The organism is Rhodococcus sp. BP-316 (assembly GCF_019836105.1).
In the GTDB taxonomy this organism is placed as follows: Bacteria; Actinomycetota; Actinomycetes; order Mycobacteriales; family Mycobacteriaceae; genus Rhodococcoides.
This window is the reverse complement of sequence record NZ_JABUEE010000004.1, coordinates 1-23,223: the sequence shown is the minus strand read 5'-3', so window position 1 is coordinate 23,223 and position 23,223 is coordinate 1. Positions and strand designations below refer to the sequence as shown.

22 protein-coding genes are annotated in these 23,223 nt (G+C 70.0%); 11 read left to right on the top strand and 11 right to left on the bottom strand.

What is annotated here, in order from left to right; genetic code table 11:
- The first annotated feature begins 102 nt into the window (after positions 1-102).
- The 5 genes from HQ312_RS21860 (at position 103) to HQ312_RS08640 (ending at position 4,136) form a co-directional block, all read left to right on the top strand.
- Entirely contained in the window at positions 103-540 is a 438-nt protein-coding gene (locus HQ312_RS21860) for an SRPBCC family protein (protein ID WP_027505826.1), read from the top strand.
- Complete coding sequence (locus HQ312_RS08655) at positions 516-1,796, top strand: ArsA-related P-loop ATPase (RefSeq protein ID WP_308123870.1); 1,281 nt, start codon at positions 516-518, stop codon at positions 1,794-1,796. The genes HQ312_RS21860 and HQ312_RS08655 overlap by 25 nt, the downstream gene beginning before the upstream one ends.
- On the top strand, positions 1,789-2,187 hold the full coding sequence (locus HQ312_RS08650; protein WP_222638372.1) for a hypothetical protein: 399 nt from the start codon (positions 1,789-1,791) through the stop codon (positions 2,185-2,187). The genes HQ312_RS08655 and HQ312_RS08650 overlap by 8 nt, the downstream gene beginning before the upstream one ends.
- Positions 2,188-2,224: 37 nt before the next feature.
- Positions 2,225-3,208: an ROK family protein gene (locus HQ312_RS08645; RefSeq protein WP_027505827.1), complete on the top strand. Its 984-nt coding sequence runs from the start codon at positions 2,225-2,227 to the stop codon at positions 3,206-3,208.
- A 190-nt stretch (positions 3,209-3,398) separates the two neighbouring features.
- A complete protein-coding gene (locus HQ312_RS08640; RefSeq protein ID WP_027505828.1) occupies positions 3,399-4,136 on the top strand; it encodes a 1-acyl-sn-glycerol-3-phosphate acyltransferase in 738 nt (245 codons plus the stop codon).
- Between the two features lies 1 nt (position 4,137).
- Here the strand turns inward: HQ312_RS08640 and HQ312_RS08635 are convergent, their stop codons facing one another.
- Positions 4,138-5,415: a glycosyltransferase 87 family protein gene (locus tag HQ312_RS08635; RefSeq protein ID WP_222638371.1), complete on the bottom strand. Its 1,278-nt coding sequence runs from the start codon at positions 5,413-5,415 to the stop codon at positions 4,138-4,140.
- Between the two features lie 39 nt (positions 5,416-5,454).
- On the opposite strand from HQ312_RS08635, the gene HQ312_RS08630 reads away from it, so the two are divergent.
- Both HQ312_RS08630 and HQ312_RS08625 read left to right on the top strand, forming a co-directional pair.
- Entirely contained in the window at positions 5,455-5,964 is a 510-nt protein-coding gene (locus tag HQ312_RS08630) for a polyadenylate-specific 3'-exoribonuclease AS (protein WP_027505830.1), read from the top strand.
- 46 nt (positions 5,965-6,010) lie between these two features.
- Positions 6,011-7,396 carry a class II 3-deoxy-7-phosphoheptulonate synthase gene (locus HQ312_RS08625; protein WP_027505831.1) on the top strand — a complete coding sequence of 462 codons (1,386 nt, stop codon included), beginning with the start codon at positions 6,011-6,013 and terminating at the stop codon, positions 7,394-7,396.
- Positions 7,397-7,411: 15 nt separating this feature from the next.
- On the opposite strand, the gene pknB is transcribed toward HQ312_RS08625, so the two are convergent.
- Positions 7,412-9,433: a Stk1 family PASTA domain-containing Ser/Thr kinase gene (gene pknB, locus HQ312_RS08620; RefSeq protein ID WP_308123855.1), complete on the bottom strand. Its 2,022-nt coding sequence runs from the start codon at positions 9,431-9,433 to the stop codon at positions 7,412-7,414.
- A gap of 161 nt (positions 9,434-9,594) precedes the next feature.
- On the opposite strand from pknB, the gene HQ312_RS08615 reads away from it, so the two are divergent.
- Positions 9,595-9,963 (top strand): Rv2175c family DNA-binding protein, encoded by a 369-nt coding sequence (locus HQ312_RS08615; protein ID WP_027505833.1) that lies wholly within the window; start codon positions 9,595-9,597, stop codon positions 9,961-9,963.
- A gap of 12 nt (positions 9,964-9,975) precedes the next feature.
- On the opposite strand, the gene HQ312_RS08610 is transcribed toward HQ312_RS08615, so the two are convergent.
- The 4 genes from HQ312_RS08610 to HQ312_RS08595 form a co-directional block, all read right to left on the bottom strand.
- Positions 9,976-10,968, bottom strand: coding sequence for a phytoene/squalene synthase family protein (locus HQ312_RS08610; RefSeq protein WP_222638369.1), 993 nt, complete (start codon positions 10,966-10,968; stop codon positions 9,976-9,978).
- Positions 10,965-12,629, bottom strand: coding sequence for an alpha-(1->6)-mannopyranosyltransferase A (locus tag HQ312_RS08605; RefSeq protein ID WP_051613368.1), 1,665 nt, complete (start codon positions 12,627-12,629; stop codon positions 10,965-10,967). Before HQ312_RS08605 ends, HQ312_RS08610 begins: the two co-directional genes overlap by 4 nt.
- Before the next feature lie 101 nt (positions 12,630-12,730).
- Positions 12,731-14,299, bottom strand: coding sequence for a phytoene desaturase family protein (crtI, locus tag HQ312_RS08600; protein WP_222638368.1), 1,569 nt, complete (start codon positions 14,297-14,299; stop codon positions 12,731-12,733).
- Entirely contained in the window at positions 14,296-15,399 is a 1,104-nt protein-coding gene (locus HQ312_RS08595; protein ID WP_222638367.1) for a polyprenyl synthetase family protein, read from the bottom strand. Before HQ312_RS08595 ends, crtI begins: the two co-directional genes overlap by 4 nt.
- Positions 15,400-15,621: 222 nt before the next feature.
- Between HQ312_RS08595 and HQ312_RS08590 the strand changes: the two genes are divergently transcribed.
- On the top strand, positions 15,622-16,668 hold the full coding sequence (locus HQ312_RS08590) for a methylenetetrahydrofolate reductase (RefSeq protein ID WP_308123854.1): 1,047 nt from the start codon (positions 15,622-15,624) through the stop codon (positions 16,666-16,668).
- Here the strand turns inward: HQ312_RS08590 and HQ312_RS08585 are convergent.
- The 5 genes from HQ312_RS08585 to HQ312_RS08565 are packed head-to-tail and all read right to left on the bottom strand — an operon-like array spanning position 16,600 to position 21,566.
- Positions 16,600-17,778, bottom strand: a complete 1,179-nt coding sequence (locus HQ312_RS08585) for a glycosyltransferase family 2 protein (protein WP_222638366.1) — start codon at positions 17,776-17,778, stop codon at positions 16,600-16,602. The genes HQ312_RS08590 and HQ312_RS08585 overlap by 69 nt on opposite strands.
- Positions 17,775-18,506, bottom strand: a complete 732-nt coding sequence (locus HQ312_RS08580; protein WP_056445605.1) for a hypothetical protein — start codon at positions 18,504-18,506, stop codon at positions 17,775-17,777. The genes HQ312_RS08585 and HQ312_RS08580 overlap by 4 nt, the downstream gene beginning before the upstream one ends.
- A 23-nt stretch (positions 18,507-18,529) precedes the next feature.
- Positions 18,530-19,381, bottom strand: coding sequence for a carotenoid biosynthesis protein (locus HQ312_RS08575; RefSeq protein ID WP_222638365.1), 852 nt, complete (start codon positions 19,379-19,381; stop codon positions 18,530-18,532).
- Complete coding sequence (locus HQ312_RS08570; protein ID WP_051613370.1) at positions 19,378-20,994, bottom strand: NAD(P)/FAD-dependent oxidoreductase; 1,617 nt, start codon at positions 20,992-20,994, stop codon at positions 19,378-19,380. Before HQ312_RS08570 ends, HQ312_RS08575 begins: the two co-directional genes overlap by 4 nt.
- Positions 20,991-21,566 carry an N-acetyltransferase gene (locus HQ312_RS08565; protein ID WP_231476337.1) on the bottom strand — a complete coding sequence of 192 codons (576 nt, stop codon included), beginning with the start codon at positions 21,564-21,566 and terminating at the stop codon, positions 20,991-20,993. Before HQ312_RS08565 ends, HQ312_RS08570 begins: the two co-directional genes overlap by 4 nt.
- 397 nt (positions 21,567-21,963) lie before the next feature.
- On the opposite strand from HQ312_RS08565, the gene HQ312_RS08560 reads away from it, so the two are divergent.
- Both HQ312_RS08560 and HQ312_RS08555 read left to right on the top strand, forming a co-directional pair.
- Positions 21,964-22,404, top strand: a complete 441-nt coding sequence (locus HQ312_RS08560; RefSeq protein ID WP_231476320.1) for an SAV_6107 family HEPN domain-containing protein — start codon at positions 21,964-21,966, stop codon at positions 22,402-22,404.
- Positions 22,405-22,571: 167 nt separating this feature from the next.
- Complete coding sequence (locus HQ312_RS08555; RefSeq protein WP_222638364.1) at positions 22,572-23,000, top strand: DUF3040 domain-containing protein; 429 nt, start codon at positions 22,572-22,574, stop codon at positions 22,998-23,000.
- Positions 23,001-23,223: the final 223 nt, after the last annotated feature.

Sequence of the window (23,223 nt, the reverse complement as noted above, 5' to 3'; positions counted from 1 at the left end):
GGAACCGACCCCGCCGTTCGGGCGGTGCCACCGGACGGTCGATCATGTGGGTACACGGACGCCGATCAGGTGACGGCACGCGGCGCGGAGGGAACGAGTTCCATGGCAGACAAGACCACGAAATCGATCGTCGTCGGAGCGGCGCCGGACGAGGTGATGGCGGTCATCGCCGATTTCCCCAGGTATCCGGAATGGGTCACCGCGGCCAAGTCGGTCGAGATCCTCGAGGAGGGGGAGTCCGGCCGGGCTCGCCGGGTCCGGTTCGTGCTCGACGCGGGCATGGTCAAGGACACCTACGAGCTCGAGTACGACTGGCGGCCGGACGGCACCGCGGTGTCGTGGACGCTCGTCGCGGGGGAGATGCAGAAGTCCCAGGTCGGGTCCTATGTGCTCACCGAGAAAGGTGCCGGAAGCACCGAGGTGACCTACGAACTGACGGTCGATCTCGCCATTCCCATGATCGGCTTGTTCAAGCGCAAGGCGGAGAAGGTCATCACCGACACCGCGTTGAAGGAATTGAAGAAGCGAGTCGAAGGCTGAGCGATCGCGTTCCCGAGACCGCCGCGCGGATCACGTTCGTCGTCGGAGCCGGCGGTGCGGGCAAGTCCACCGTCGCCGCGGCCCTGGCCGTCGACGCACACCGCGCCGGTCGGCGTGTGCTTCTCGCGTCGGTCGACGGCGCGGATCCGTCGGACCTGGTGCCCGACGTCGCAGTCGAGGTGCTGCGCATCGACCCCTCGGCCGTTCTCGAATCGCAGTACCGCCTGCTGACCACGGCTCTGGCGATGGCCGGACGCCACGACCACGGCGCCGGTCCGACGCTGCCGGATCCCGAGGAGCTGACGTCGCTGCCGGGCGCCGAGCCGCTCACCGCGCTGCTCGAGGTGGTGCGCGTCGCCGACAGCGGCGAGTGGGACGACGTGATCGTCGACTGCCCCGGACCGATGTCCTGGCGGGAGATCGTCGCGACCCCCGGAGCTGTCGCGGGGTACGTCGAACGCATCTGGCCACGTCATGCCCGCGTCGTGGCCTCGACGGGCCAGGACGTCCGCGCGGCCGTCCTGGTGGAGCTCGTCGATCGTGTCGTGGCGGCGGCGACGTCGGTCACCGCCGTGCTCGAGGACGACGGACGGACCTCTGCGGTCGTCGTCTCGCGTCCGACCGCGCGGTCCTTCGCAACGGCGCGAGAGCTGGTGGCAGTCACCAGTTTCCACGGCGTCCGCGTCGCTCGTGTGGTGGCCGTGGGGGTGATCCCGGACCTCGGGGCCGGGGCGCCGTCGTCCGTGCTGGGCACGCATCCCGGCGTGTTCTGGATGGACCGGGCGCACGCGGAGCATCGCGCGGCGCTGGCGGAGTTCCGCGGCGCTGTGGGCGACCTCCGCGTCGACGTCGTGTCGGCCCAGCCCACCGAGCCGGTAGGGTCGACTGCTCTGGGGGCCGTCGCGGCCGACCTGAACGGGCAGGTGGCGGCCGGACACGGCGGCGCGCTGCCCGCGCTGTCGCCGCGGGTGCGGCACGAGTCCGGGCAGGGCCTGGACTCGGTGTACGTGATGGACGTCCCGCTGCCGTTCGTCGACACGGACTCGGTGGCGGTGGGTCGGGTGGAGGACGACGTGATCGTGAGTGCGCAGGGCAGTCGACGACGACTGCGGTTGGCGTCTGTGCTGCGTCGGTGCGTGGTCACCGGTGCCGGCGTCGACGAGGGCGTGCTGTCCGTGACCTTCGCCCCCGACCCGGCGCTGTGGCCGGAGAACCTGCAGAAGGCGGACGTACCGGGGGAGTCCGGCGATGGATGAGGGCCGGCGGGACCTGGCGGCCGAGCTCCGGGTTCTGGCCGAGTTGCTCATCGACCGGGTCGAGCCGGTGCTGCGCCGCCTCGACACCGAGGACGCGCCCGAGTGGCAGGGCTGCTCCTGGTGCCCGTTCTGCGCTCTCGCCGCTGCCCTGCGCGGGGAACGCCACGATCTGCTGACGCTGGTCACCGGTGAGATGGATGGTCTGATCGACGTGCTCCGGGACTTCCTGCAGACCCACGGTTCGGGGCGACACACGCCCGGCGCCGCGGAACGAGCCGACGCGCCGGAGGGCGCTGCGCCACCCGTCGTTCGCCCCGCGAGCTACCAGCCGATTACGGTGACCAGGACGCGTGAACCCGACCCGGCACGCAGACCCGATCGCGACCAGTGACACCGGTCGCCCGCCACCACGTGAGGATGCCGCAGACGTGAGCGCCCAGTCCCGGTCCAGCCGGCCTCTGACCATCGGCATCGACGTGGGCGGCACCAGCATCCGCGCGTCGGTGGTCGACGTCGACGGCCAGGTGCTCGACTCCACCCAGGCGCCCACGCCGCAGTCCTCCCGCGCACTCGAGAACGGCATCGACCGGGCTGTGCGTGAACTCGCGAGCCGCCACGACATCGCGGCCGTCGGTCTCGCCGTCGCCGGGTTCATCAACTCCGACCGCACCGTCGTGCGCTTCGCCCCCCACCTGCCGTGGGTGAACCGCCCGGTCGCGCGAGAGATGACGGAACGCCTCGGCATCCCGGTCATCCTCGAGCACGACGCCAACGCCGCCGCGTGGGCGGAACACCGCTTCGGTGCGGCCGCGGGCGGTGGGAACGTCGTCATGATCGCGATCGGCACCGGCATCGGCGCCGCACTCCTCATCGACGGCAAGCTCTACCGCGGCAGCTACGGCATCGCGCCGGAACTCGGCCACCTGCAGGTGGTTCCCGACGGGCGTCAGTGCGCGTGCGGCAAGCGCGGCTGCTGGGAGCGCTACTGCAGCGGTACCGCGTTGGTGGACACGGCGATCGAGCTCCTCGCCGCCAACCCGCGGGGATCGACGGTGCTCGCGCGTGAGGCCTTCCTCGATCCCGGATCCCTCACCGGTCGACGTATCGCCAACGCCGCGCAGGACGGTGACCTGGTGGCCATCGAGACGATGTCCGAGTTCGCACGGTGGCTCGGCATCGGTCTGGCGCTGGTGTCGGACGTCTACGACCCCGACCGCATGGTCATCGCCGGCGGCGTCGCCACGTCGTCCGCGCTGTTCCTGGACACCGCCCGTGAGCACTACGCCGCGCAGATCACGGGCGCCGGCCACCGGCCCCTCGCCCGGATACGCGGAACCCAGTTGGGGGAGGCCGCGGGCATGATCGGCGCGGCCGAGCTGGCGCGCGTCGAGGTGGGCGCGGCACGCGCCTGACCGCCTCGGCGGAGGGATTCGTGTCCGGCCGATGGCCGGGTGATGACGGCGGTGTGAGATGTGTCCGAGCTGACGCTCGAACTGTGGCTGGTGTCATAAAGCCCCGGTACAGTTACGCCCACGAGATGTCCGAGCGGGCCGCGGGCATCGCGGTGCGGGTCGCGGGTACTTCGAGAAAGGCATGTCGGGCATGTGGTACTGGATATTCAAGTACGTCCTTCTCGGGCCGGTGTTGCAGGTGATGGGCCGTCCTCGCGTGGAGGGCCTGGAGAACATCCCCGACGACGGGCCGGTGATTCTCGCCAGCAACCACCAGGCGGTGTTCGATTCGTTCTACGCGTGCCTGGTCGTGCCGCGTCGCATCACGTTCCTCGCGAAGAGCGAGTACTTCACCGGCAAGGGCCTCAAGGGCCGCTTCCAGAAGTGGTTCTTCTCGTCGGCGGGACAGGTCCCGATCGATCGCACCGGTGCCTCCGCCGCGCAGGACGCGCTCGACGCGGGACTGCGCGTGCTGGCGAAGAACAAGGTGCTGGGTATCTACCCGGAGGGCACGCGCTCGCCGGACGATCGGCTCTACAAGGGCAAGACGGGTATGGCGCGTCTGGCTCTCGAGAGCGGCGTCCCGGTGATTCCGGTCGCGATGATCGGCACCGCGAAGATGAATCCCATCGGCTCGCGGATTCCGCGCCCCACCAAGCTCGGCGTGAAGTTCGGTAAGCCACTGGACTTCTCGCGGTACGAGGGCATGGCCGGCAACCGGTTCGTCGAGCGCGCCGTCACCGACGAGGTGATGTACGAGCTCATGAAGCTCAGTGGTCAGCAGTACGTCGACGTGTACGCGGCGAGCATGAAGAAGACGCCCGCCCCCGTGGTGGATCCGGCTCCGTCGACCGAGGCCGCGCGCATCCCCGACACCCGCGCGGGCTGAGTCAGACCGCCTCGGCGGTCACCCCGGGGCGTTCGGGACTGCGTCGATCGCGCAGCGGCACCGCCGCCACCGCGATCACGAACACCAGTCCCCACCACACGTAGGACGAGGCCTGGATCTGGTCCCACAGGGGCCAGCCCAGGCCGTTCCATCGTCCGGGCGCGAGGCGCCAGTGCGACGGATAGTGCAGCAGCACTGCGCCGATCACGGCGAGGGCCACCAGTGCGGGGGCGCGCCGCGTCACGCCGACGTGCACCAGGACCATCAGCATCGGCACCGTCCACACCCAGTGATGCGACCACGACACCGGTGAGACCAGCAGGCCCAGAGCGGCATTGACGCACAGGGCCAGCAGGTACTCGTGTGCCGCCAGAGCGCGTCGCATCGCGACGAGGGCCACCAGCCCCACGACGGCGCTGCACACGATCCAGACGATCGTCCGCGGGCCGTCCGCGAGACCCAGCCGCGCGAGCATCCCGGTGAGGGACTGGTTCGAGATGTACCCCGGCCCGCCGATGCGGTCGGAGTCGAGCAGCACCTCGGTCCAGTACTGCACCGAGTCGCGGAACGTCGCGACGAATCCGAGTGCCGTGAACCCGAGGAACGACAGGCCGGTGACCACGGCCGCCCGGTACTGCCTGCGCAGCAGGAAGTAGAGGACGAACACCGCCGGCGTGAGCTTGATGGCCGTGACGAAGCCGATGAGCAGACCGCGCGGCCACGGGGTGCGCTTCAGCAGGACGTCGAGGACGACGAGGCACATCAACACGACGTTGATCTGCCCGTAGTCGAGGGTGGACCACACCGGTTCGAGCGCGAACGCGATCGCGGTGATGCCGCCCGTGACCCACGCCGTCGTCCCGGCGGACAGGTGCACCAGACAGCGCAGGCACACCGCCACCGTGACGGCGAGCAGGATCATCGTCATCGCCGTCATGATCAACGAGGCCGCCGGCAGCGGGAGGACCGCCATCGGCGCGAAGGACACCGCGGCCATCGGGGGATAGGTGAACGGCAGCGGGATGTTCACCGAGGTGCGCGGCAGGACTCCGTAGAGATTCACGCCGTCGAGCAGAGCCCGGCCACCGATGCGGTACACGTCGAGGTCGAGCCGGTAGATCGCACCCCACTCCCGCAGCGGGGGCAGACCGACCACGTTGAACGCGATGCCCGCCACGAGCCCGACGCACACCGCGACCTTCGCGATCACGGCGACCGGTCGGGGCAGCGACGCCCCCGGCCCGGTGTAGGGAGGGGCGGACGGCAGAGTCCACGTCATGGTCGGGGTGGATCCTTTCGGTGACCTAGGCTCGCAGACGTGCGTTATTTCTACGACTGCGAGTTCATCGAGGACGGCCGCACGATCGATCTGGTGTCCATCGGGATCGTGGCGGAGGACGGGCGTGAATATTACGCCGTGTCCACGGAGTTCGATCCCGAGCGCGCGGGCACCTGGGTCCGCCGCAACGTCCTGCCGAAGCTCCCGCCGTTCTCGTCGCCGCTCTGGCGCTCGCGCAGCCGCATCCGCGACGACATTCTCGAGTTCGTGTCGGCGCCGCACGGCACCGTCGGACCGACCGTCGAGATGTGGGCCTGGGTGGCGGCGTACGACCACGTCGCGCTGTGCCAGCTGTGGGGTTCGATGACGGCGCTCCCGCGGATCATGCCGCGGTACACGCGGGAGTTGAAGCAGTACTGGGAGGAGCACGGGTCGCCCGCGCTGCCGCCGGTGCCGGACGACTCGCACGACGCGCTCGCCGATGCCCGGCACAATCTCGCGAAGTTCCGGGCCGTCGAGGCCGCGAGAGCGTGGTCCGGTCGGGAGTGACACACCGCTGGTCCCGGCCGTCGGAGCGGGCGACTACTCTGTACGCGTGAACTGGACTGTCGACGTTCCGATCGAACGCTTGCCCGAGCTTCCCCCGCTGCCCGAGTCGATGCGCGAGCAACTCGACGTGGCGCTGGCCAAGCCGGCGGCGCAGCAGCCCAGCTGGCCCGCCGATCAGGCGGAGGCCATGCGCAAGGTCCTCGAGAGCGTGCCGCCCATCACGGTCGCCAGCGAGGTCGAGGCGCTGTCGGAGAAGCTCGCGTCCGTCGCCCGCGGCGAGGCGTTCCTGCTGCAGGGCGGCGACTGCGCCGAGACCTTCGTCGACAACACCGAGCCCCACATCAAGGGCAACATCCGCACGCTGCTGCAGATGGCCGTCGTGCTCACCTACGGCGCGTCGATGCCCGTGGTGAAGGTCGCGCGCATCGCCGGCCAGTACGCCAAGCCCCGCTCCTCCGACGTGGACGCCCTGGGCCTGAAGTCCTACCGCGGCGACATGGTCAACTCCCTCGTGGCCGACGACGCCGTCCGCCAGCACGACCCGTCGCGCCTGGTCCGCGCCTACGCCAACGCCAGCGCCGCGATGAACCTGGTGCGCGCGCTCACCGGCGCCGGCATGGCCGACCTGCACAAGGTGCACGACTGGAACCGCGAGTTCGTGCAGAACTCGCCGGCCGGTGCCCGGTACGAGCAGCTCGCCTCCGAGATCGACAACGGTCTCAAGTTCATGGACGCGTGCGGCGTCACGGATCCGAACCTGCACCAGGCCACCATCTACGCCTCTCATGAGGCGCTCGTGCTCGATTACGAGCGCGCGATGCTGCGTCTGGACAACGACGACGAGCACGCCAAGCTCTACGACCTGTCGGCACACTTCCTGTGGATCGGCGACCGCACGCGGCAGCTGGACGGCGCGCACATCGCGTTCGCCGAGCTGGTCTCCAATCCCATCGGACTGAAGATCGGTCCCAGCACGACGCCAGAGATGGCCGTCGAGTACGTCGAGCGGCTCGACCCGACCAACAAGCCCGGCCGGCTGACGCTGATCTCGCGCATGGGCAACGGCAAGGTGCGGGACCTGCTGCCGCCCATCATCGAGAAGGTGCAGGCCACCGGTCACCAGGTCATCTGGCAGTGCGACCCCATGCACGGCAACACGCACGAGGCGTCCACCGGCTACAAGACGCGCCACTTCGATCGCATCGTCGACGAGGTCCAGGGCTTCTTCGAGGTGCACAACGAGCTCGGGACGCACCCGGGTGGCATCCACGTCGAGCTCACCGGTGAGAACGTCACCGAGTGCCTCGGCGGCGCCCAGGACATCTCGGACCTCGATCTGTCCGGACGGTACGAGACGGCCTGCGACCCGCGACTGAACACGCAGCAGTCCCTCGAGCTGGCCTTCCTCGTCGCGGAGATGCTGCGCGGCTGATCGCCGGAGCAGAACTCAGGGCAGCGCGGTCAGAGTGACCGTGCTGCCCTTCTGCACTCGGTCGCCCTGACCGGGCGACTGGGCGATGACGAGCGAGCGATCCGTCTGCGCGACCTGGCGCACCACCACGGTGAGCCCCAGGCGTTCGAGTTCCGACCGCGCCGAGCCGACGGTACGTCCGAGCATCGAGGGCACCTCCACGGCCGTCGACACCCGCAGCGTGACGGTCGATCCCGCGGTCACGGACGTGCCGCTCGCCGGGTCGGTCCCGATGACACGGCCACCGTCGACGTCCTCGTCGAAGACGGAGTCCACCGTCGCCACGGTGATGCCGACCCGATCGAGTTCTGCGCGCGCCTGCTGCTCCGTCTCGCCCCGGACGTCGGGAACGTCGACGGGGGGAGCGCCCTTGCTGGTCACCACCCGGACCTCGCTGCCCACCGGCAGGACCGTCCCGGGCGCGGGGTCGAGTGCGGCGACCGCACCGACGGGTGCGGCGCTGCTGAAGGCGTCACCGCCGTCCACGGGGACGAACGTCCGCTCCCGCAGTGCCGCCTCCACCGTGGTCGAGTCCGCGTTCCCGAGGGCCGGAACGGTGGGCCTGCCCTGAGAAACGAGAAGGGTCACGGTCTCGCCCCGGGCGATCCGTGACCCTGCGGGAGGATCGGTTCCGAGTAATCGGTCCACGGGATCGCTGTCGGTGTAGCGGCCCTCGACGGTCGCCGAGAGATCGGCCGCCTCGATGGCGGAGACGGCGGTGGATCGGTCGAGCCCGTCGATGGCCGGCACCGCGGTGAAGCGGCCGGACCCGGCCCACCAGCCGACGGTGCCGAGCAGGACCGCCACGATCACGACGATCGCGAGCCACGTGAGTGCGACTCGACGCGACCTGCGCTTGTCCGCGTCGAAGTCCGGGAACGCGAAGGCTTTCCGGTCCACCGGCTCGGCGGCGGTGGACCGCGGTTCGTCGGCGCCGCGGGGAGTCGCGGTGGTCACCATCCGCGTGTGCTGAACGCCGCCGGTGGACGGCTGCCCGCGGTCGGAGGCGGCGGAGAAGTCGTCCGCGGGGACCGACACGATCTCCGTCTCCGGAGTACGCGGAGCCTGCGGAGCGTAGGGGCGCGGAGCGTTCAGCGTCTCGGCGCTCAGATGCTCGGCCGACCGCGACGGGGACGGCACCCGGTAGTGGGGCAGAGCGAGGGTCCTGGTGACCGAGCGCACCGCGTCGCCCATCGTGCCGGCGTCGCCGAACCGCTCCTCGGGCCGCCGCGCCGTCGCGTCGCGCACCAGTGCGTCGAAGTGGGGCGGCACCCCTGCGATCACCGAGCTCGGCGGCGGAACGTCGTTCTCGATGCGCTGGTACGCGATCGAGAGAGAGGTGTCTCCCTGGAACGGCGTGCGTCCGGTCAGCAGTTCGAAGAGCAGGATGCCCGCCGAGTACACGTCGCTGCGCGCGTCGGCCGATCCGGTGGTCACCTGCTCGGGGGAGAGGTAGGCGGCAGTGCCGAGGATGACGCTGTTGGACGTCGTCGTCGACGCGGCCACGGCGCGCACCAGACCGAAGTCGGCGATCTTGACCTCGCCCGCGTCGGAGATCAGCACGTTCTCCGGTTTGACGTCGCGGTGCACGAGGCCACCGCGGTGCGCGACCGCGAGTCCGTCGAGTACGGGTTGGAGAACGGCGGCGACGGCGTGCGGGGGCATGGGACCGCGTTCGCGGAGCAACTCGCGCAGAGTGCCGCCCTCGACCAGTTCCATGACCAGGAAGGCGTGCTGACCGTCGCGACCGTGATCGTGGACGGCGACCAGACCCGGGTGGCTGAGCCGGGCGACAGCGCGCGCCTCGAACTCGAAGCGACGCACGAACTCGGGGTCGGCGGCGAACTGGGGATCCATGATCTTGATGGCCACGGGCCGGTCCAGACGCAGGTCCAGACCCCGGTAGACCGTGGACATACCGCCGCGGGCGATCGGCGCGTCGACGCGGTAACGACGGTCCAGCAGCGCGCCGAGCAGCGACGGACCTGACGTTGTCACCTGCGTCCACTCTCCTGTCGTGTTCTCGCATCGATCGATGCCGATCATTCGATGGTAGCCAGTGTGACGGATGAGGTAGCAGTCACGTGTGCGGGAACACGGCGCGGGAGGCGGGCGTCGGCGAATTGTCCTGGCGGCGGGCCGTGACTACCTTTGACCGCGTGAGTGCCATTCCCTACTGCGACGACGTCCTGCCTGCCGACGAGGCCGTGATCGCGATTCCCGACGCCGCCGAGATCATGGGCGTCCCCGTGACGAAGCTCTACCAGATGGTGCGTGAGCACAAGCTGATCGCGGTGCGCCGCGATCGAGTGGTCTCGATCCCCGCGAAGTTCGTCGGCGAGGACGGCGAGCCGATCAAGTACCTCGCCGGTGCGATCGCGGTTCTGCTCGACGGCGGCTACAACCACCCGTCGATTCTGCGGTGGCTCTTCACCCCGGACGACAGTCTGCCGGGCATGCCGGCCGACGTGCTGCGCGGCGACCACGCCCGCGAGATCATCCGCCGCGCCCAGGCCATGGCCTTCTAGCGCTCGATCGGATCAGGCGGCGCGTGACCCGGGCCGCGGGAGCCGTTCTCCGGCTCTGACGAGAAGACCTCGACCGGCCGCGGTCGCGGCGACACGAGCGCGCCGAGGAGTGCCCACGCGAGAGCGGACGGACAACGACCGGTAACCGTCGTTCTCCACGGCTTCGAGGATGTCCTGGTACAGCGCGAACGCGACCCGGATGCCCTCGCGCGCCCGCGGTTCCAGCAGAGCGATGCCGGGCTCGGCGGTGCGGTAGAGCGCGCGGGTGGTGGCGATGATGTCGGCCAGAGCGCGGCGGACCCTCGGATCGACGGAGTCCGTACGGCGGCACCACCACAGCAGGTCCTCGTCGACGCCGTAGGCGGTGAGCACGTCGCCGGGCAGATAGATGCGGTCGCGCGCGAGATCCTCGCCCGCGTCGCGAACGAAGTTCGTGACCTGGAAAGCCTCGCCGAGAGCGGACGCCGTCGGGCGGGCCTCCTCGACCGGACACACGGTGCCGAGGATGGGGAGCATCTGCAGCCCGATCACGGCGGCGGAGCCGTACATGTACGTCGACAACTCGTCCATGGTGGCGTAGCGATCCTTGTAGATCGCCGAGTGCGGTACGTCCATGAGCATCGACGTCATGAAGGCTGTGAAGTACTCGGACGGGATGTCGTAGCGACGTGCGGTGTCGAACAGGGCCGCCAGGATCAGCTCGTTGCGCCGGTCGGGTCCGGGCGGGACCGACGTCGGCGGGGCGATGGTCGAGCCGAGACCCTCGTTCAGTCGCTCCTCGATGCGGGTGAGCAGCGCCAGGTCGAGTGCGACCGCCGTGTCGTCGCCGCGCTCGGCGATCATGTCGACGTCGATGATGTCGTCGACCATGCGTGCGAACGCGTACAGCGCGTGCACCGCGGGCCGACGGTCGGTCGGCAGCAGGCGGGTGGCGAGGAAGTACGTCTTACCGTGTTCGGCTGCCACGTCCCGGCACAGCGCGTAGGCCTCGGGAAGATCGGTCACTCGGTCAACTCCTGGCTGGGCTGGTCCGGACGGGGCTGGTCCGGGCGGGCGGTCTCGGCGCGGACGCGCGGGGCCGGGACGAACGTGTTCTCGTGCTCCGGGTGTGTGACGGCCCGCAGGCGGAGGGGATCGACCGTCCGGAGCGACAGCGCGGCGACCACTGCGGCGAACGTCGCCAGTACGACGTGCGGGAACGTGTAGAGACCGATGGACCCGTCCGGCTGGAACACCAACATGAGCCAGGCGGAGAGGCCCACCAGCACGGTCAGAGTGGTCGCCGACATGGTGAGACCCGCGGCGACGGCGAGTGGCCACGAGTAGTACCAGGGGAGAGCGGCCGGGGACAGGATCACGATGGCCACCAGCGACACGAGGATGCCCAGCAGTGCGCCGCGCTCCGAGTGGCGCGATCGCCACCACGCCGCGGCCAGGATCGCGGCCAGAGCCACCGCGCACAGCATCCTGGTCACCTCGAGCACGGGGCCGAGCCGAGCGCCCGTGAACCACCCGGTGAAGACCGTGACCAGGTGGGCGAGGATGGTCGGCAGCGAGAGCCAGTTGATGATCTTGGCCGAGCCCGAGAGCGCCGTCAGCCAGCCGATGCCGACGCCGGCCACCAGTGACGCGACGACGAACACCGCGACGAACACGGCGAAACCGATACCTGCGGTCTTCGCGAACACCAGCAGGACGTGCTGGCGTCGCGGCGGGTCACCACGCTCGGCCCGCGCCTCGTTCTCGGTGCGGAGCCGGTCGCGCTCGTGGAGCATCCAGATCCACACCAGGAAGGGCAGCGCGATGCCCGCGGTGGCCTTGATCGCCACGGCGACCGCGACGAGCCCCATCCCGGCGACGTGGTGCCGGTCGAGGACGGCGGCGATGCCGGCCGTCATGAGACCGACCATGAGCATCTCGTTGTGGACGCCGCCGATCAGGTGGATCAGGACCAGGGGATTGAGCACGGCGAGCCACAGGGCCACGGCAGGATCCGCGCCGAAGTGTCGGGCGATGCGGGGAACTGCCCACATGGTGAGGGCGAGCCCCGGCAGCATGGTCAGGCGCAGGAGCATCGTCCCGGCGATCACGTTGTCGCCCGTGAGCGAGGTGATGCCCTCGCCCAGCAGGAGGAACAGCGGGCCGTAGGGCGCGGTGGTGGTGGTCCAGACGTTGCTCACGTTGTCCAGCAGCACACCGGGATTGGCGACGGGACCGACGGCGTACGGGTCGAACCCGTCCCGGAGGAGGGCGCCCTGTGCGAGGTAGGAGTACGCGTCGCGGCTGAACATCGGGACCGCGAGCAGGAGCGGCGCGATCCAGAGCGGCACCACCCAGCGCAGCTGCCGCACCGTGGTCCGGTGACCGAGAGTGGCGCGTCCGAGACGGACCCACGCGGCGATCATGAGCAGCACGCCGATCCACACCATGACGGTCGACAACACGAGTCCGTGCCCGAAGCGGAGCCAGGACAGGTGCATCGCCTCGAGCAGCGGGTCACGACGGCGCACGGCACCCGAGCCGAAACCGCCGAAAGTGATGAGCGCGGACCCGGCCAGACCCACCAACGTGGCGCGGCCGGCGCGTCCCCCGAAGAACCGTCGTGTCGATCGCCACGACGACTCGTCGGTGGCGTCCGCGGCCCGGAGTGGGGAGGACGTCGTCATGTTCCTCCCCGGAAGACGCGACATGCCGGCGACCGTGCGGAAGCCGGGCTGAACTCACGTGAGTTTAGAGGCTCCGGACCGGAAGACGAACCGGCCCGCCGTCAGACGGCCACACGGGCCGAGCGACGCACGGACGGATCGATGCGTTCGGCGGCCAGTCGACCCGAGATCAACACCGTCGGCACACCCACTCCGGGGGTGGTCCCACACCCGGCGAGGACGACGTTGTCGATGCCCTTGACCAGGTTGCGGCGCCGGAACGGGCCGGTCTGGCGGAAGATGTGCGACGCCGAGAACGGGGTTCCCGCGACCATCCCCTGCGCGAGCCAGGTGGCCGGCGTGTCGATGTGGTCGATCTCGAGGTGCTCGGACACGCCCGTGTAGCCGCGGCGATCCATCTCGAGCAGGATCTCCCGCACGTAGGGGTCGGTGATGGCGGACCAGTCCAACGGAGCGCTGTCGAGATTGGGGCAGGGCGCGAGGATCGAGATGGGCTCCTGCTCGACGCCGTCGTGCGTGACGCGCAGAGCCGGATCGGTCAGCGAGGTCCGGGTGATGAGCAACGACGGGTCCGACATGAGTGTGCCGCGCCCGCGCGAGGCGGTGAGCTCCTCGAACGTCTCGTTCCAGTTGTGCCCGAAGTCGATGACGTGGTGCGAGCGGGACGACCACCGCGCGGTGACGTCCACCGGCACGCGGCCGTGCACCACGACACAGGACGGTGACGCCCGGATCTTGCGGCGCACGGTGATGCCGGCGGTGGCGAGAAGGCGATCCGTCACCAGGAGATCCGGCGTGAGGATCAGGGAGTCGCACGTGTGCCGCTCGCCGTTCTCGGTCACCACCGCGCGAGCGCGGGTCCCGCCCTTCTCGATGGCGGCCACGCCGGTGGAGAGCAGCAGCGTGCCGCCCGCACTCACGAACGCGTCGGCCATCGCGTTCGCGATCGACTGCATTCCGCCGTCCGGGAACGACACACCCAACGACGTGTCCATGTGCGAGATCGCGGAGTAGACCCCGAGAGCTTTGGCGGGCGCGACCCCGGCGTAGAGAGCCTGGAAGGTGAAGATACGGCGCAGTCGCGGGTCGTCGATGAGCTTGTCGATCCGCTTTCCGAGTTTTCCGAACCCCCCGAGGCGCAGCAGGGTCAGCGTGTTCGCTCGTGCCGTGCGCTCGCCCACGAGGTCGAGCGGTGAGTCGAAGTTGTCGTCGATGTAGCGGTCGAACTCCGCGTCGAACATCGATCCGATCCACGCGCGGAGCGTGCGGTAGCGCCGAGCCTCGTCCGGCCCGCACTTCTCGCCGACCTCCGCGATCATCCGCTCGGGATCGGAGTGCACGTCGATGGTGGTGCCGTCGGCGAAACGGGTGTGGTACGCCGGATGCAACGGTGTCAGACGCAGGGGAGGCGTGGTGGACTCGCGGGTCGCACCCACCGCGGCGAGCGCCTGATCGATCAGGTCGGGCATCGTGAGAACGCTCGCGCCCGTGTCGATGCGGTAGCCCGGCGCCGCGACGGAACCCACCCGGCCGCCGACGGTGTCGGACCTCTCGATCACGGTGACCTCGCGACCGGTGCCGCGGAGGTGGAGCGCCGCGGCGAGGCCGGACAGACCGGCGCCCACGACGATCACGTGATCGGTGGGTCCGGACACGGTGGCATGCGTCATGAGGTTCTCCTGGTGGCGGTGTAGGCCATGGCCGTGAGCCGCCTCTTGGCGTCCTCGGTGACATCGGACGCGTTCAGCGCCGCCAGGGCGCTGTCGGTCAGTGTGGTGATGCGGCGCTCGACGTCGTCGACGGCACCGAGATCGATCATGTGCGCACGCAGGTCGTCGACGGCAGCCTCGGAGAGGTCGGTGCCGATTCCCGCGCGCAGAGCTGCCGCGGTGGCGGGATCGCGTTCGTCCGCCGCGTCCAGGGCTGCGGCGAGGAGCACCGTCCGCTTGCCCTCACGCAGATCGTCGCCGGACGGCTTGCCGGTCACGGACGGATCCCCGAACACTCCCAGCAGGTCGTCCCGCAGCTGGAAGGCGATGCCGATGTCCGCACCGAACGTGCTGTAGACCTCCAGCAGGTCGGGGCCGGCGCCGGCGAGCGTGCCGCCGATGAGGAGAGGGCGTTCCACCGTGTAGGCCGCCGTCTTGTAGCGGTCGATCTGGAGCGCGGCCTCGACGGAATCGTCTCCACTGGCCTCCACGGCGATGTCGAGCAGCTGCCCGCCGAGCACCTCGGTGCGCATCGCGGACCACACCGGAGCGAGGCGTGCCGACGTGGCGGAGTCCAGTGCCGCCGCGCGGACGAGATCGTCGGCCCAGCAGAGCGCGATGTCGCCCAGCAGGATCGCGACCGACTCGCCGAACTTGTCCGAGTTCCCGCGCCACCCGGCCGCGCGGTGCCGTTCGGCGAAGGTGACATGGACGGTGGGGAATCCGCGACGGGTCGAGGACGCGTCGATGATGTCGTCGTGCACCAGCGCACACGCCTGGACGAATTCGAGGGCGGAGCACACGTCGAGGACGGCGTCGGCCTCGGCGGCGTGCGGATCGCCGCCCGCACCCAGGAAGCCCGTCCACGCGAAGGCGGGGCGGATCCGCTTGCCGCCGCGGAAGACGAAGGAGGTGAGCTCTGCCACGGCGTCGGTGTAGACGGGACCGACCGAGTCGACCGTGGCCTGCTGCGTCGCGACGAAATCGCGCAGGGACGTCTCGACCGCATCGACGAACGTCCCCAGGGGCCACTGATCACGGTCGTCCGCGGCGGACTCCACGTCGAGCGGTCGGTGGGCGGCGGGGCTGTGCGGTGCGGCGGACAGAGTTTCCTCCGGTGTTCGGTGCGGCGGACGGAGTCCGCGGGCAGTCGGTCGGGATGCGATCGGGTCGCGGGCGCAGCGTCCTGGCACCCCCGACTCTATCCGGGTATTCGGACACGGCGCCGGTGCGGACGACCTGGGGGCCCGAGCAGGTCGGCGCGGGAATCTATGCTGTGAGGCGTGACAGACGAATCCTCCCGCGCGCGGGTCAGCCGCACTCCGTCGGTGATCGACCGGTTGAATTCCGCGGCGCACGGGAGTGTTCCGTTCTCCGTCGAGTTCTCGCCTCCTCGCGACGAGGCCGCCGAGGACCGCCTGTGGCGTGCCGTGCGCACCTTCGAGCAGATGCATCCCGCCTTCGTGTCCATGACGTACGGGGCGGGCGGATCCACGCGTGATCGCACGGTGCGGGTCACCGGCGAGCTGGCGGAGGTCACCAACCTGCTGCCCGTGGCCCACCTCACGGCCGTGGGGCACAGCCGCACCGAGCTGCGCGCGATGGTCGGGGCCTACGCGGACCGCGGCATCTCCAACATTCTCGTGTTGCGCGGCGACCCTCCCGGCGATCCGCTGGGTCCGTGGGAGAAGCATCCGGACGGCGTCGAGTACGCGGAGGAACTGGTGCGGTTGGTCTGCGAGCTGGGCGACTTCCACGTCGGTGTCGCGTCGTTCCCCGAGGGACACCACCGCGCGCCCGATCTCGACCACGACACCCGCCATCTGGTCGCGAAATTGCGTGCGGGCGCCGAGTACTCGATCACCCAGATGTTCTTCGACGTCGAGGACTATCTCCGCCTGCGTGACCGTGTCGCCGCGTTCGATCCGGAGCAGGGCGCCAAGCCGATCATCCCCGAGATCATGCCCATCACGTCGCTGCGCAGCGTCAAGCGTGCGATGGAGCTGTCGGGATCTGCGCTGCCCGCATCCGTCGAGGAGCGCCTGTCCGCCGCGGCCGGGTCCGACCCGGACGAGAACCGGGCCGCCGTGCGCGCGGTGGGCATCGAGATCGCCACCGAGATGGGGGAGCGACTGATCGCCGAGGGCGCCCCCGGCCTGCACTTCATCACGCTGAACTTTGCGAAGGCCACCAGTGAGGTCGTCGGCAATCTCGGGCTCGCCCGCCCGGTTCCGGAGGGCACGGGTGGGATCGGTACCGGATCAGTGCCGGGTGGCCAGAACGCGCGACTTCCACACGAGAGTGCCCTGGCGGCGTCCCCGGTCCGATGAGGCCAGCAGCGCCGAGCCCGCCGCGATGGACAGTGGGTGCAGCGCCGAGGTGACGACGTCGCGGGCCAGCGAGTCGTCGCTGCCCTCCGCGCGCCGCGCAGCGATGCGCGACACCCATCCCGCCAGGTACCCGGCGACTCCCCACCGGCGGGTCGATCCGCGCGCGGTCATCGCGATCGGTGGCAGGACCCATACGGCTGTGGCGATCGCCGAGACGGCGAGAGTGCTTGCAGCGCCGCCGAACTGGGACCAGAGCCACTTCGCGTGACCGGCACGCACCTGCGCGGCGTCGGTGTACATGCGGCACGTCGCGACGCGCCCGCCGTACGCCACTGCCGTCGGGAGACCGCGGGAGCGGACGTGCCGCACCAGCGTCAGATCGTCGGCCACCGCGAAGCGTGTGCACTCGTGTCCGCCGACCACGCGGTAGGACGGTGCGTCGAGCACGAGGAACTGCCCGTTGGCCACGCCCATCGACGGCCGACGGCCTCGATTGGCGGCCCGGACGAGGAGGGTCACCGACCACGACCACGACAGCAGAGGCTGGACGACCCGCTCGATCGTCGTCACCGCCGTCTCCGCGGGCCACGGGCAGAGCATGGCCACGTCGTGCTCGCGGAGAACGGACGCGGCGGCGTCCAGTGCATCAGGATGCAATCGCACGTCCGCGTCGAGGAAGACGACGAGGGTCGGATCGGTGGTCGCGAGCGCGCGGCGGCCGAGGTCGAGGCAGGCGAGGGACTTGCCCATTCCCGGCGCGTCGGCCGGCTCGGTCGTGCGGCCCGCCAGGATCCGGAAACGCGGATCGTCACCCACGACGGCCCGGGCGACGTCCGCGGTCCCGTCGGACGAGTCGTCGTCCAGCACGAGCACGGTCATCGCGGACCGGGAGCGCTGAGCCATCAGATCCCGCAGCAGGTCGGGGAGACGGTCTGCCTCGTCACGGGCAGGAATGCAGACCGTGATGCGCTCACCGGCCCGCACCGTCGCCGCGGACGAGGGCAGCACGCGGGGTGCTGTCGCTGCGTTGATCAGGGCGATGCCCGCGGTGGCGATCGAGGCGAGAGAGCCGACTCGGACCGCGTTCCGGGCTCGGCGCCGGGCGGTCACCGGCGGCCGGCCGACTCCGCATCGCGTCGGCGTCCGCCGGAAGCGTCGCGGGCGACGTAGGCCATGCCGCCGACGATGGCCGCGATACCCACGGTGACACCGAAGACGATGCCGGCCCACCCGGCGAAGCTGCGCGTGTTCGGATCCGAGTAGCGCACCTCGGCGCGCAGGGTGCTGCGCTCGCCGGCGGGGAGCTTCCAGGACACCACGTTGTCGCCCTCGCGGGCGCCGTTGGTGGTGGTGACACGAGCGGGGAAGGCGATGGTGAACTGCACGTCGCTGCCCTCGGCTGGTACGGAGCTCAGATCGACCTGGCCGGCGAGAGTGACGAGGTCACCCGCGCGGACCAGGGACAGCTGGTAGAGGCCGACCGACTGGTCGGACAGTGCCGCGAGCTGCTGCACGTCACCGAACGTGAGGTCGCTGAACAGCGCCTCGCTGCCGACGTACCCGTCCGAGTCGTACGGCTGCACCCGGATCTTGCTGCCCAGGCTGTCGGGGACCTCCATGCCCGGTCCGGTGTCACCCTCGGCCGTCGGCACCGTCGCGGCGACGATGCGGCCGGACACCCTGTCGTTCGAGGACACGCCCATGGACACCTGTGCCCGGAGGCACCCGGCCAGCAGCGGAACCGTCAGCAGGGCGAGCACGAGGACGGAGACCACGCGGCGCGGTACGGAAACGCGCGGCGACGTGCGAGGAGCAGCGGGGTGGGGCACAGCGGTCATCGTGCCAGGCCGCCGCGACACCGTCAGTGAACGGGTCGGTCAGCGCGGCGTGGCGCGTCGCGAGCGATGTCCGACCGGGGTCGGGACAGGGCGAGGAGGAAGGGGACACCGACGACGCCCATGGCGACGAGGCCGTACAGAGCGGACCAACCGAGGTCCGGCAGGAAGACCGCATGGGCGAGAGCGGAGCCGAGCCACGTCCACACGAACAGTCCCCACGGCACCAGCGGGCTCACCGTGGGCGTGCGCATCGGTGACCGCCCCAGGACCTCCATGGCGACGGCCATGAGCGCCGCGACGAGCAGCCATCCCACATAGTTGGTCCACGGGATGCCGTCGAGCCCGGGCAGGGGAGCGAAGGGACTGCACCAGGTCCACTGACCGTCGGCCACCATCTGAGGGTCGAGATACAGATCCCACCCCACGACGCCGACGGTGGTGAGTCCCACGCGGGTGGGCACCGGTCGGCGCATCCGCTGCGCGACGACGGTGGCGGCGCACCACACCGGGTACAGGCCGGCCGTCCAGGCGAACGGAACCACCACCGGCACGTGGGCCAGGGAGGGTCCGATGCGGTCCTGCGCGTACTCGTAGCACCCGAAGGGCATGCCGGTTCGCGTGCCGATGATCTCGGCCGTCAGGCCGATCCCGGCGGTGAGCAGCACCATGAGCGTGGCCCACCCGGCCCCGCGTGCGCTCGCCGCGTGCGTGACGCAGGCGGCGGCGAGCAGAGCGACGACACAGAACGTCACGGCGTCCTTGACGCCGCCCGAGACGAGCGGGTAACTGATCTGCGCGAGGACGGCCGCGACGGCGAAGCCCACCGCGACGGGTGTGGCTCGCCCCGACGCGCGGAGAGTGTCTCCCGACCTCATCGGCGGCCCGGGAGAGCGGCGCCCAGACGCGACGCCACGCGCTTCAGAGGACTGCCCGCGCGTTCGGCGATCGCGAGCCGGGCGGCACTGCGGCCGCTGGATCCGGAGACACCGCCGCCGGGGTGCATCGAGGCGCCGGTCAGGAAGAACGACGGGGCTCCGGGCACGGTCATGTCCGCGAGCGCCGGCATGGGGCGCCACATCATCATCTGGTGCAGTGACATCTCGACGTGCATCACGTTGCCCCCGACGAGCCCGAGTTCCTGTTCGAGGTCCCACGGGGACTGGGTGTGCCGCTGCAGGATGCTGTCGGCGAAGCCGGGGGCGTACTTGTCCACCTCGGCGACGATCCGATCACCCTCCAGTTCCGCCACCTCGGGGCTGCCGCCTCGCCAGCTCCGACCGTCGGCCAGTCGGTACGGGTGCCACTGCGACCACAGCGAGACCTGGTGTTCGCCGGGCTTCGCGATCGATGGGTCGACCGCGCTGAAGCTCATGGCCAGCACCACCGGCGCCGGCGGGAGATCGCCTGCCGATGCCGCTCCGTGCGCCCGACGGAGCTGGGCCCGGTCGTGTACCAGCAGTTGCAGTCCGCGGCTGGACGACTCGACGCCGGGAGCGCCGGGATACTGCGGCAACGACGACGTCGATGCGCGGACCACCATGCCGATGCCCGGCCCCACGTCGATCTGCCGTCGCCACGACTCCGTCGTCGCCGTGTCGAAACCGCCGGCGTCGAGGAGGTCGAGCGTGGTCAGGATGTGGCACCCGGCGATGACCGTGCGTGCGCGCACCTCCTCGCCACTCGCGGTGCGGACCGACCATCCGTCTCCGACACGCGTGACCGACACGACGGCGTCACCGAGGGTGACGGTGCCTCCGTCGGCCTCGATCTTCGTCTGCAGCGCGACGCTCAGCGCGCCACTGCCGCCGACGGCGCGGCCGGGCGGGGTCGTGTGCATCAGAGCGTTGAAGGCCACCATCGGGGCCGTGCCGGGCTCGGACATCGGCGGACCGGACTGGGCGCCGAACCACGCGAGAGCCGCTTTCAGGCGCTCGCTGTCGAACCACCGGTTCAGAAGCGAGTCGCCCGACGCGAGGAACTCGCGTGACAGGGCCGCCGCACCGTCGCTCGCGTCCATGCCCCAGAAGGAGGACAGCAGAGCCCTCCCGGTGGGCGGACTCCCGAACGACGTCATGACACGTGCGCTGCGGGGCCCCCACAGTGCGACGAACGCGCGGTACGCGTCCGCGTCCTTGCGTCCGCACGCCGCCTCGATCGAGGCACAGGTGGCGTCCAGGTCCACGGAGAACACGATGCCCGGCTCGTCGGTGCCGGGCGGAGGCGGCGCGAACGCCCACGGGTCGCAGTCGAGATAGCGCAGGCCGTGATCGGCGAGACGCAACTCCTCGATGATGCCGGTCTGCCGGATCATGATGTGCGCGGACGAGCCCCGATCCACCTTGTGGCCGGGGAAGCGCTCGACCGTGGAGGCCGCGCCTCCGACGACGGTGTCTCGTTCGAGGACGCGGACGGACCATCCGGCATCGGTCAGGTAGGCGGCGGAGACGAGTGCGTTGTGACCCGATCCGACGACGGCGGCATCGATCACGTGGTCGGCCCCTCTTCTGTGGTGGTGTCGAGACCGAGTCCGGTCCCGGGTGTCAGGGGTAATTCGCGGCCGAGCACCGCGAAGGGTCGGGCGTCCCCGGCGAAGTGGAATCGGCGCACGACGTCCTGGAACCCCGTCCGCCGGTAGAGACGCCATGCTCGATTGTCCTCGCCGGTGACCTCGGGGGTGGAGAGCAGCACGGAACTCTCCCGGCGGCCCGCCATGAGGGCGAGCAGGAGCCGTTCGCCGAGACGGTGCCCCTGAGCCTCGGGGGAGACGTGCAGCTCGGTCAACTCGACGTAGTCCGAGAGGACCCGCTCGGCGTTCTCGGCGGACCACCCCGCTCGTCGCATTCCGTCGCGGACCTGCTGATGCCACCACTGATGTGGCGCTCCGCGATAGCAGTAGGCGATCGCCACCAGGTGGTCGTCGTGTGAGACTCCTCCCACCGCGCCCCACCCCGGCCGCAGGATGTGCTCCGCCCACATCGGCGCCCGATGCAACTCGGTTCCGCGCGGGTAGCCCATCGCGGCGACGTAGACGGACAGGGCTTCGGTCAACCGTCGGCGCATGTCCTGCGGGGTGAGTTCGATCAGACGAATGCCCTCGTCGGAGGGGCCGCCTCGGGCGTCGTGAACGGTACTCACCTCGATCCCTCGCATCGTGTCGGACGTCCGCGCTACAGTGAAGTCATCGAACACGCGTTCGAACGAATCGACCTCGGGTCGATCGGCCCGACATCGGGTCGATCGCGCGAGACGGTCCGGAGAACATGTCCGACCTCCATGCTTACATCGCGCTCGATCGGCCCGCTCAGGGGAGTAACCGACAGGCCGACGGTGTTGAGAAGGACGTGGGACGCCGATCGGTTCACGTGTCGGAGAGGGAGGCAGCGCAATGGCTCGGAGCACGGGTGGTCACACTGCGGCACGCCGCAGCTCTGCAGACCGCACGGAGGGTGGTGAGACGATGACGAACGGCACGGTGGTCTCGTTCGACGCCTCCGCGGCGCCGTCGCGCACGCACGCCCGCGCCCGCATGTTGCTGCGTCGTGCGGACGCCATTCTCGGTGACGCGGCCGGTGCACCGTCGGCGGCCGACATGTTCCTCGAGTCCTACGTCGCCGCGTTGCGCGGTGCCGGCGCCCTGCTCGACGCGGTCGATCCGGTGCCCAAGCGTGGGGCGTCCCGCAGCGCCTGGGTGCGCATGCGGACGGCTGCGCCGGAGTTCACGGAGTGGGCGTCGTACTTCGCCGCGTATTCCACGCTGCGTGCGTCCATCGAGGCGGGCTCGGCCGATCGGCTCGACGCGGCCGAGGCGGACGAGTTCTTCTCGCAGGTAGGACGCTTTCTGCACCGCGTCGAGGACCGTGTGACCTCGCGGTCCGACGCGGTCGCGGTGCCCGCGTAGACCTGGTCGCCACCACGGAGCGACTTTTTCTCGCATACTGGTGGTGCAGGTAGGTGGCTCGCCGCCGATTCTGCTCGTATCATCGACAACAGGTAGCCGGACCGATCGGCTACCTCTCACTTCTGGCAAAGAAGTGAGAGCCACCATCCAGTGCCGGGGGAGGTACCGTGCCACTCTCCGAGCACGAGCAGCGCATGCTCGACCAGATCGAGAGCGCTCTCTATGCCGAGGACCCCAAGTTCGCGTCGACCGTGCGCGGCGGACGGATTCGAGCCGCATCCACGCGGCGTCGTTTTCAGGCCGTCGCTCTGTTCGTGATCGGCCTCATTCTGCTCATTGCAGGCGTGGCCCTCCCGTTCAAGCCCGGTGGATTCCCGATCATCAGTCTCGTCGGCTTCGTGTTCATGTTCGGCTCCGGCGTTCTGCTCTTGCTGCGCAAGCCCACCGCGCCCCAGTCCGAGCAGTCCGAGGGCGACAACCCGCCGGCACCGGGAGGCGGCCCGCGCCGTTCCGGTTCCGCACCGCGCCGAGGTCCTCGCAAGGGATTCTCCTCGCGGATGGAGGATCGTTTCAAGCGACGGTTCGACCAGGAATGAGAGAGACCGGAGCGGTCACATCGATCGCTCCGATTCTCGCGTGAGGGGCAGCACGCCTCTCACACCGATGCTGTGACACATCAGCGCGGCACCCACCACGGGTGCCGCGCTGATGCCGTTCAGGGACCCGTGGGTGTCGATCCCCCCACCGCGCCCCACCGAGGGTGGTCTCTGTCTCTTATACACATCTGACGCTGCCGACGAATAGCCTTGTGTAGATCTC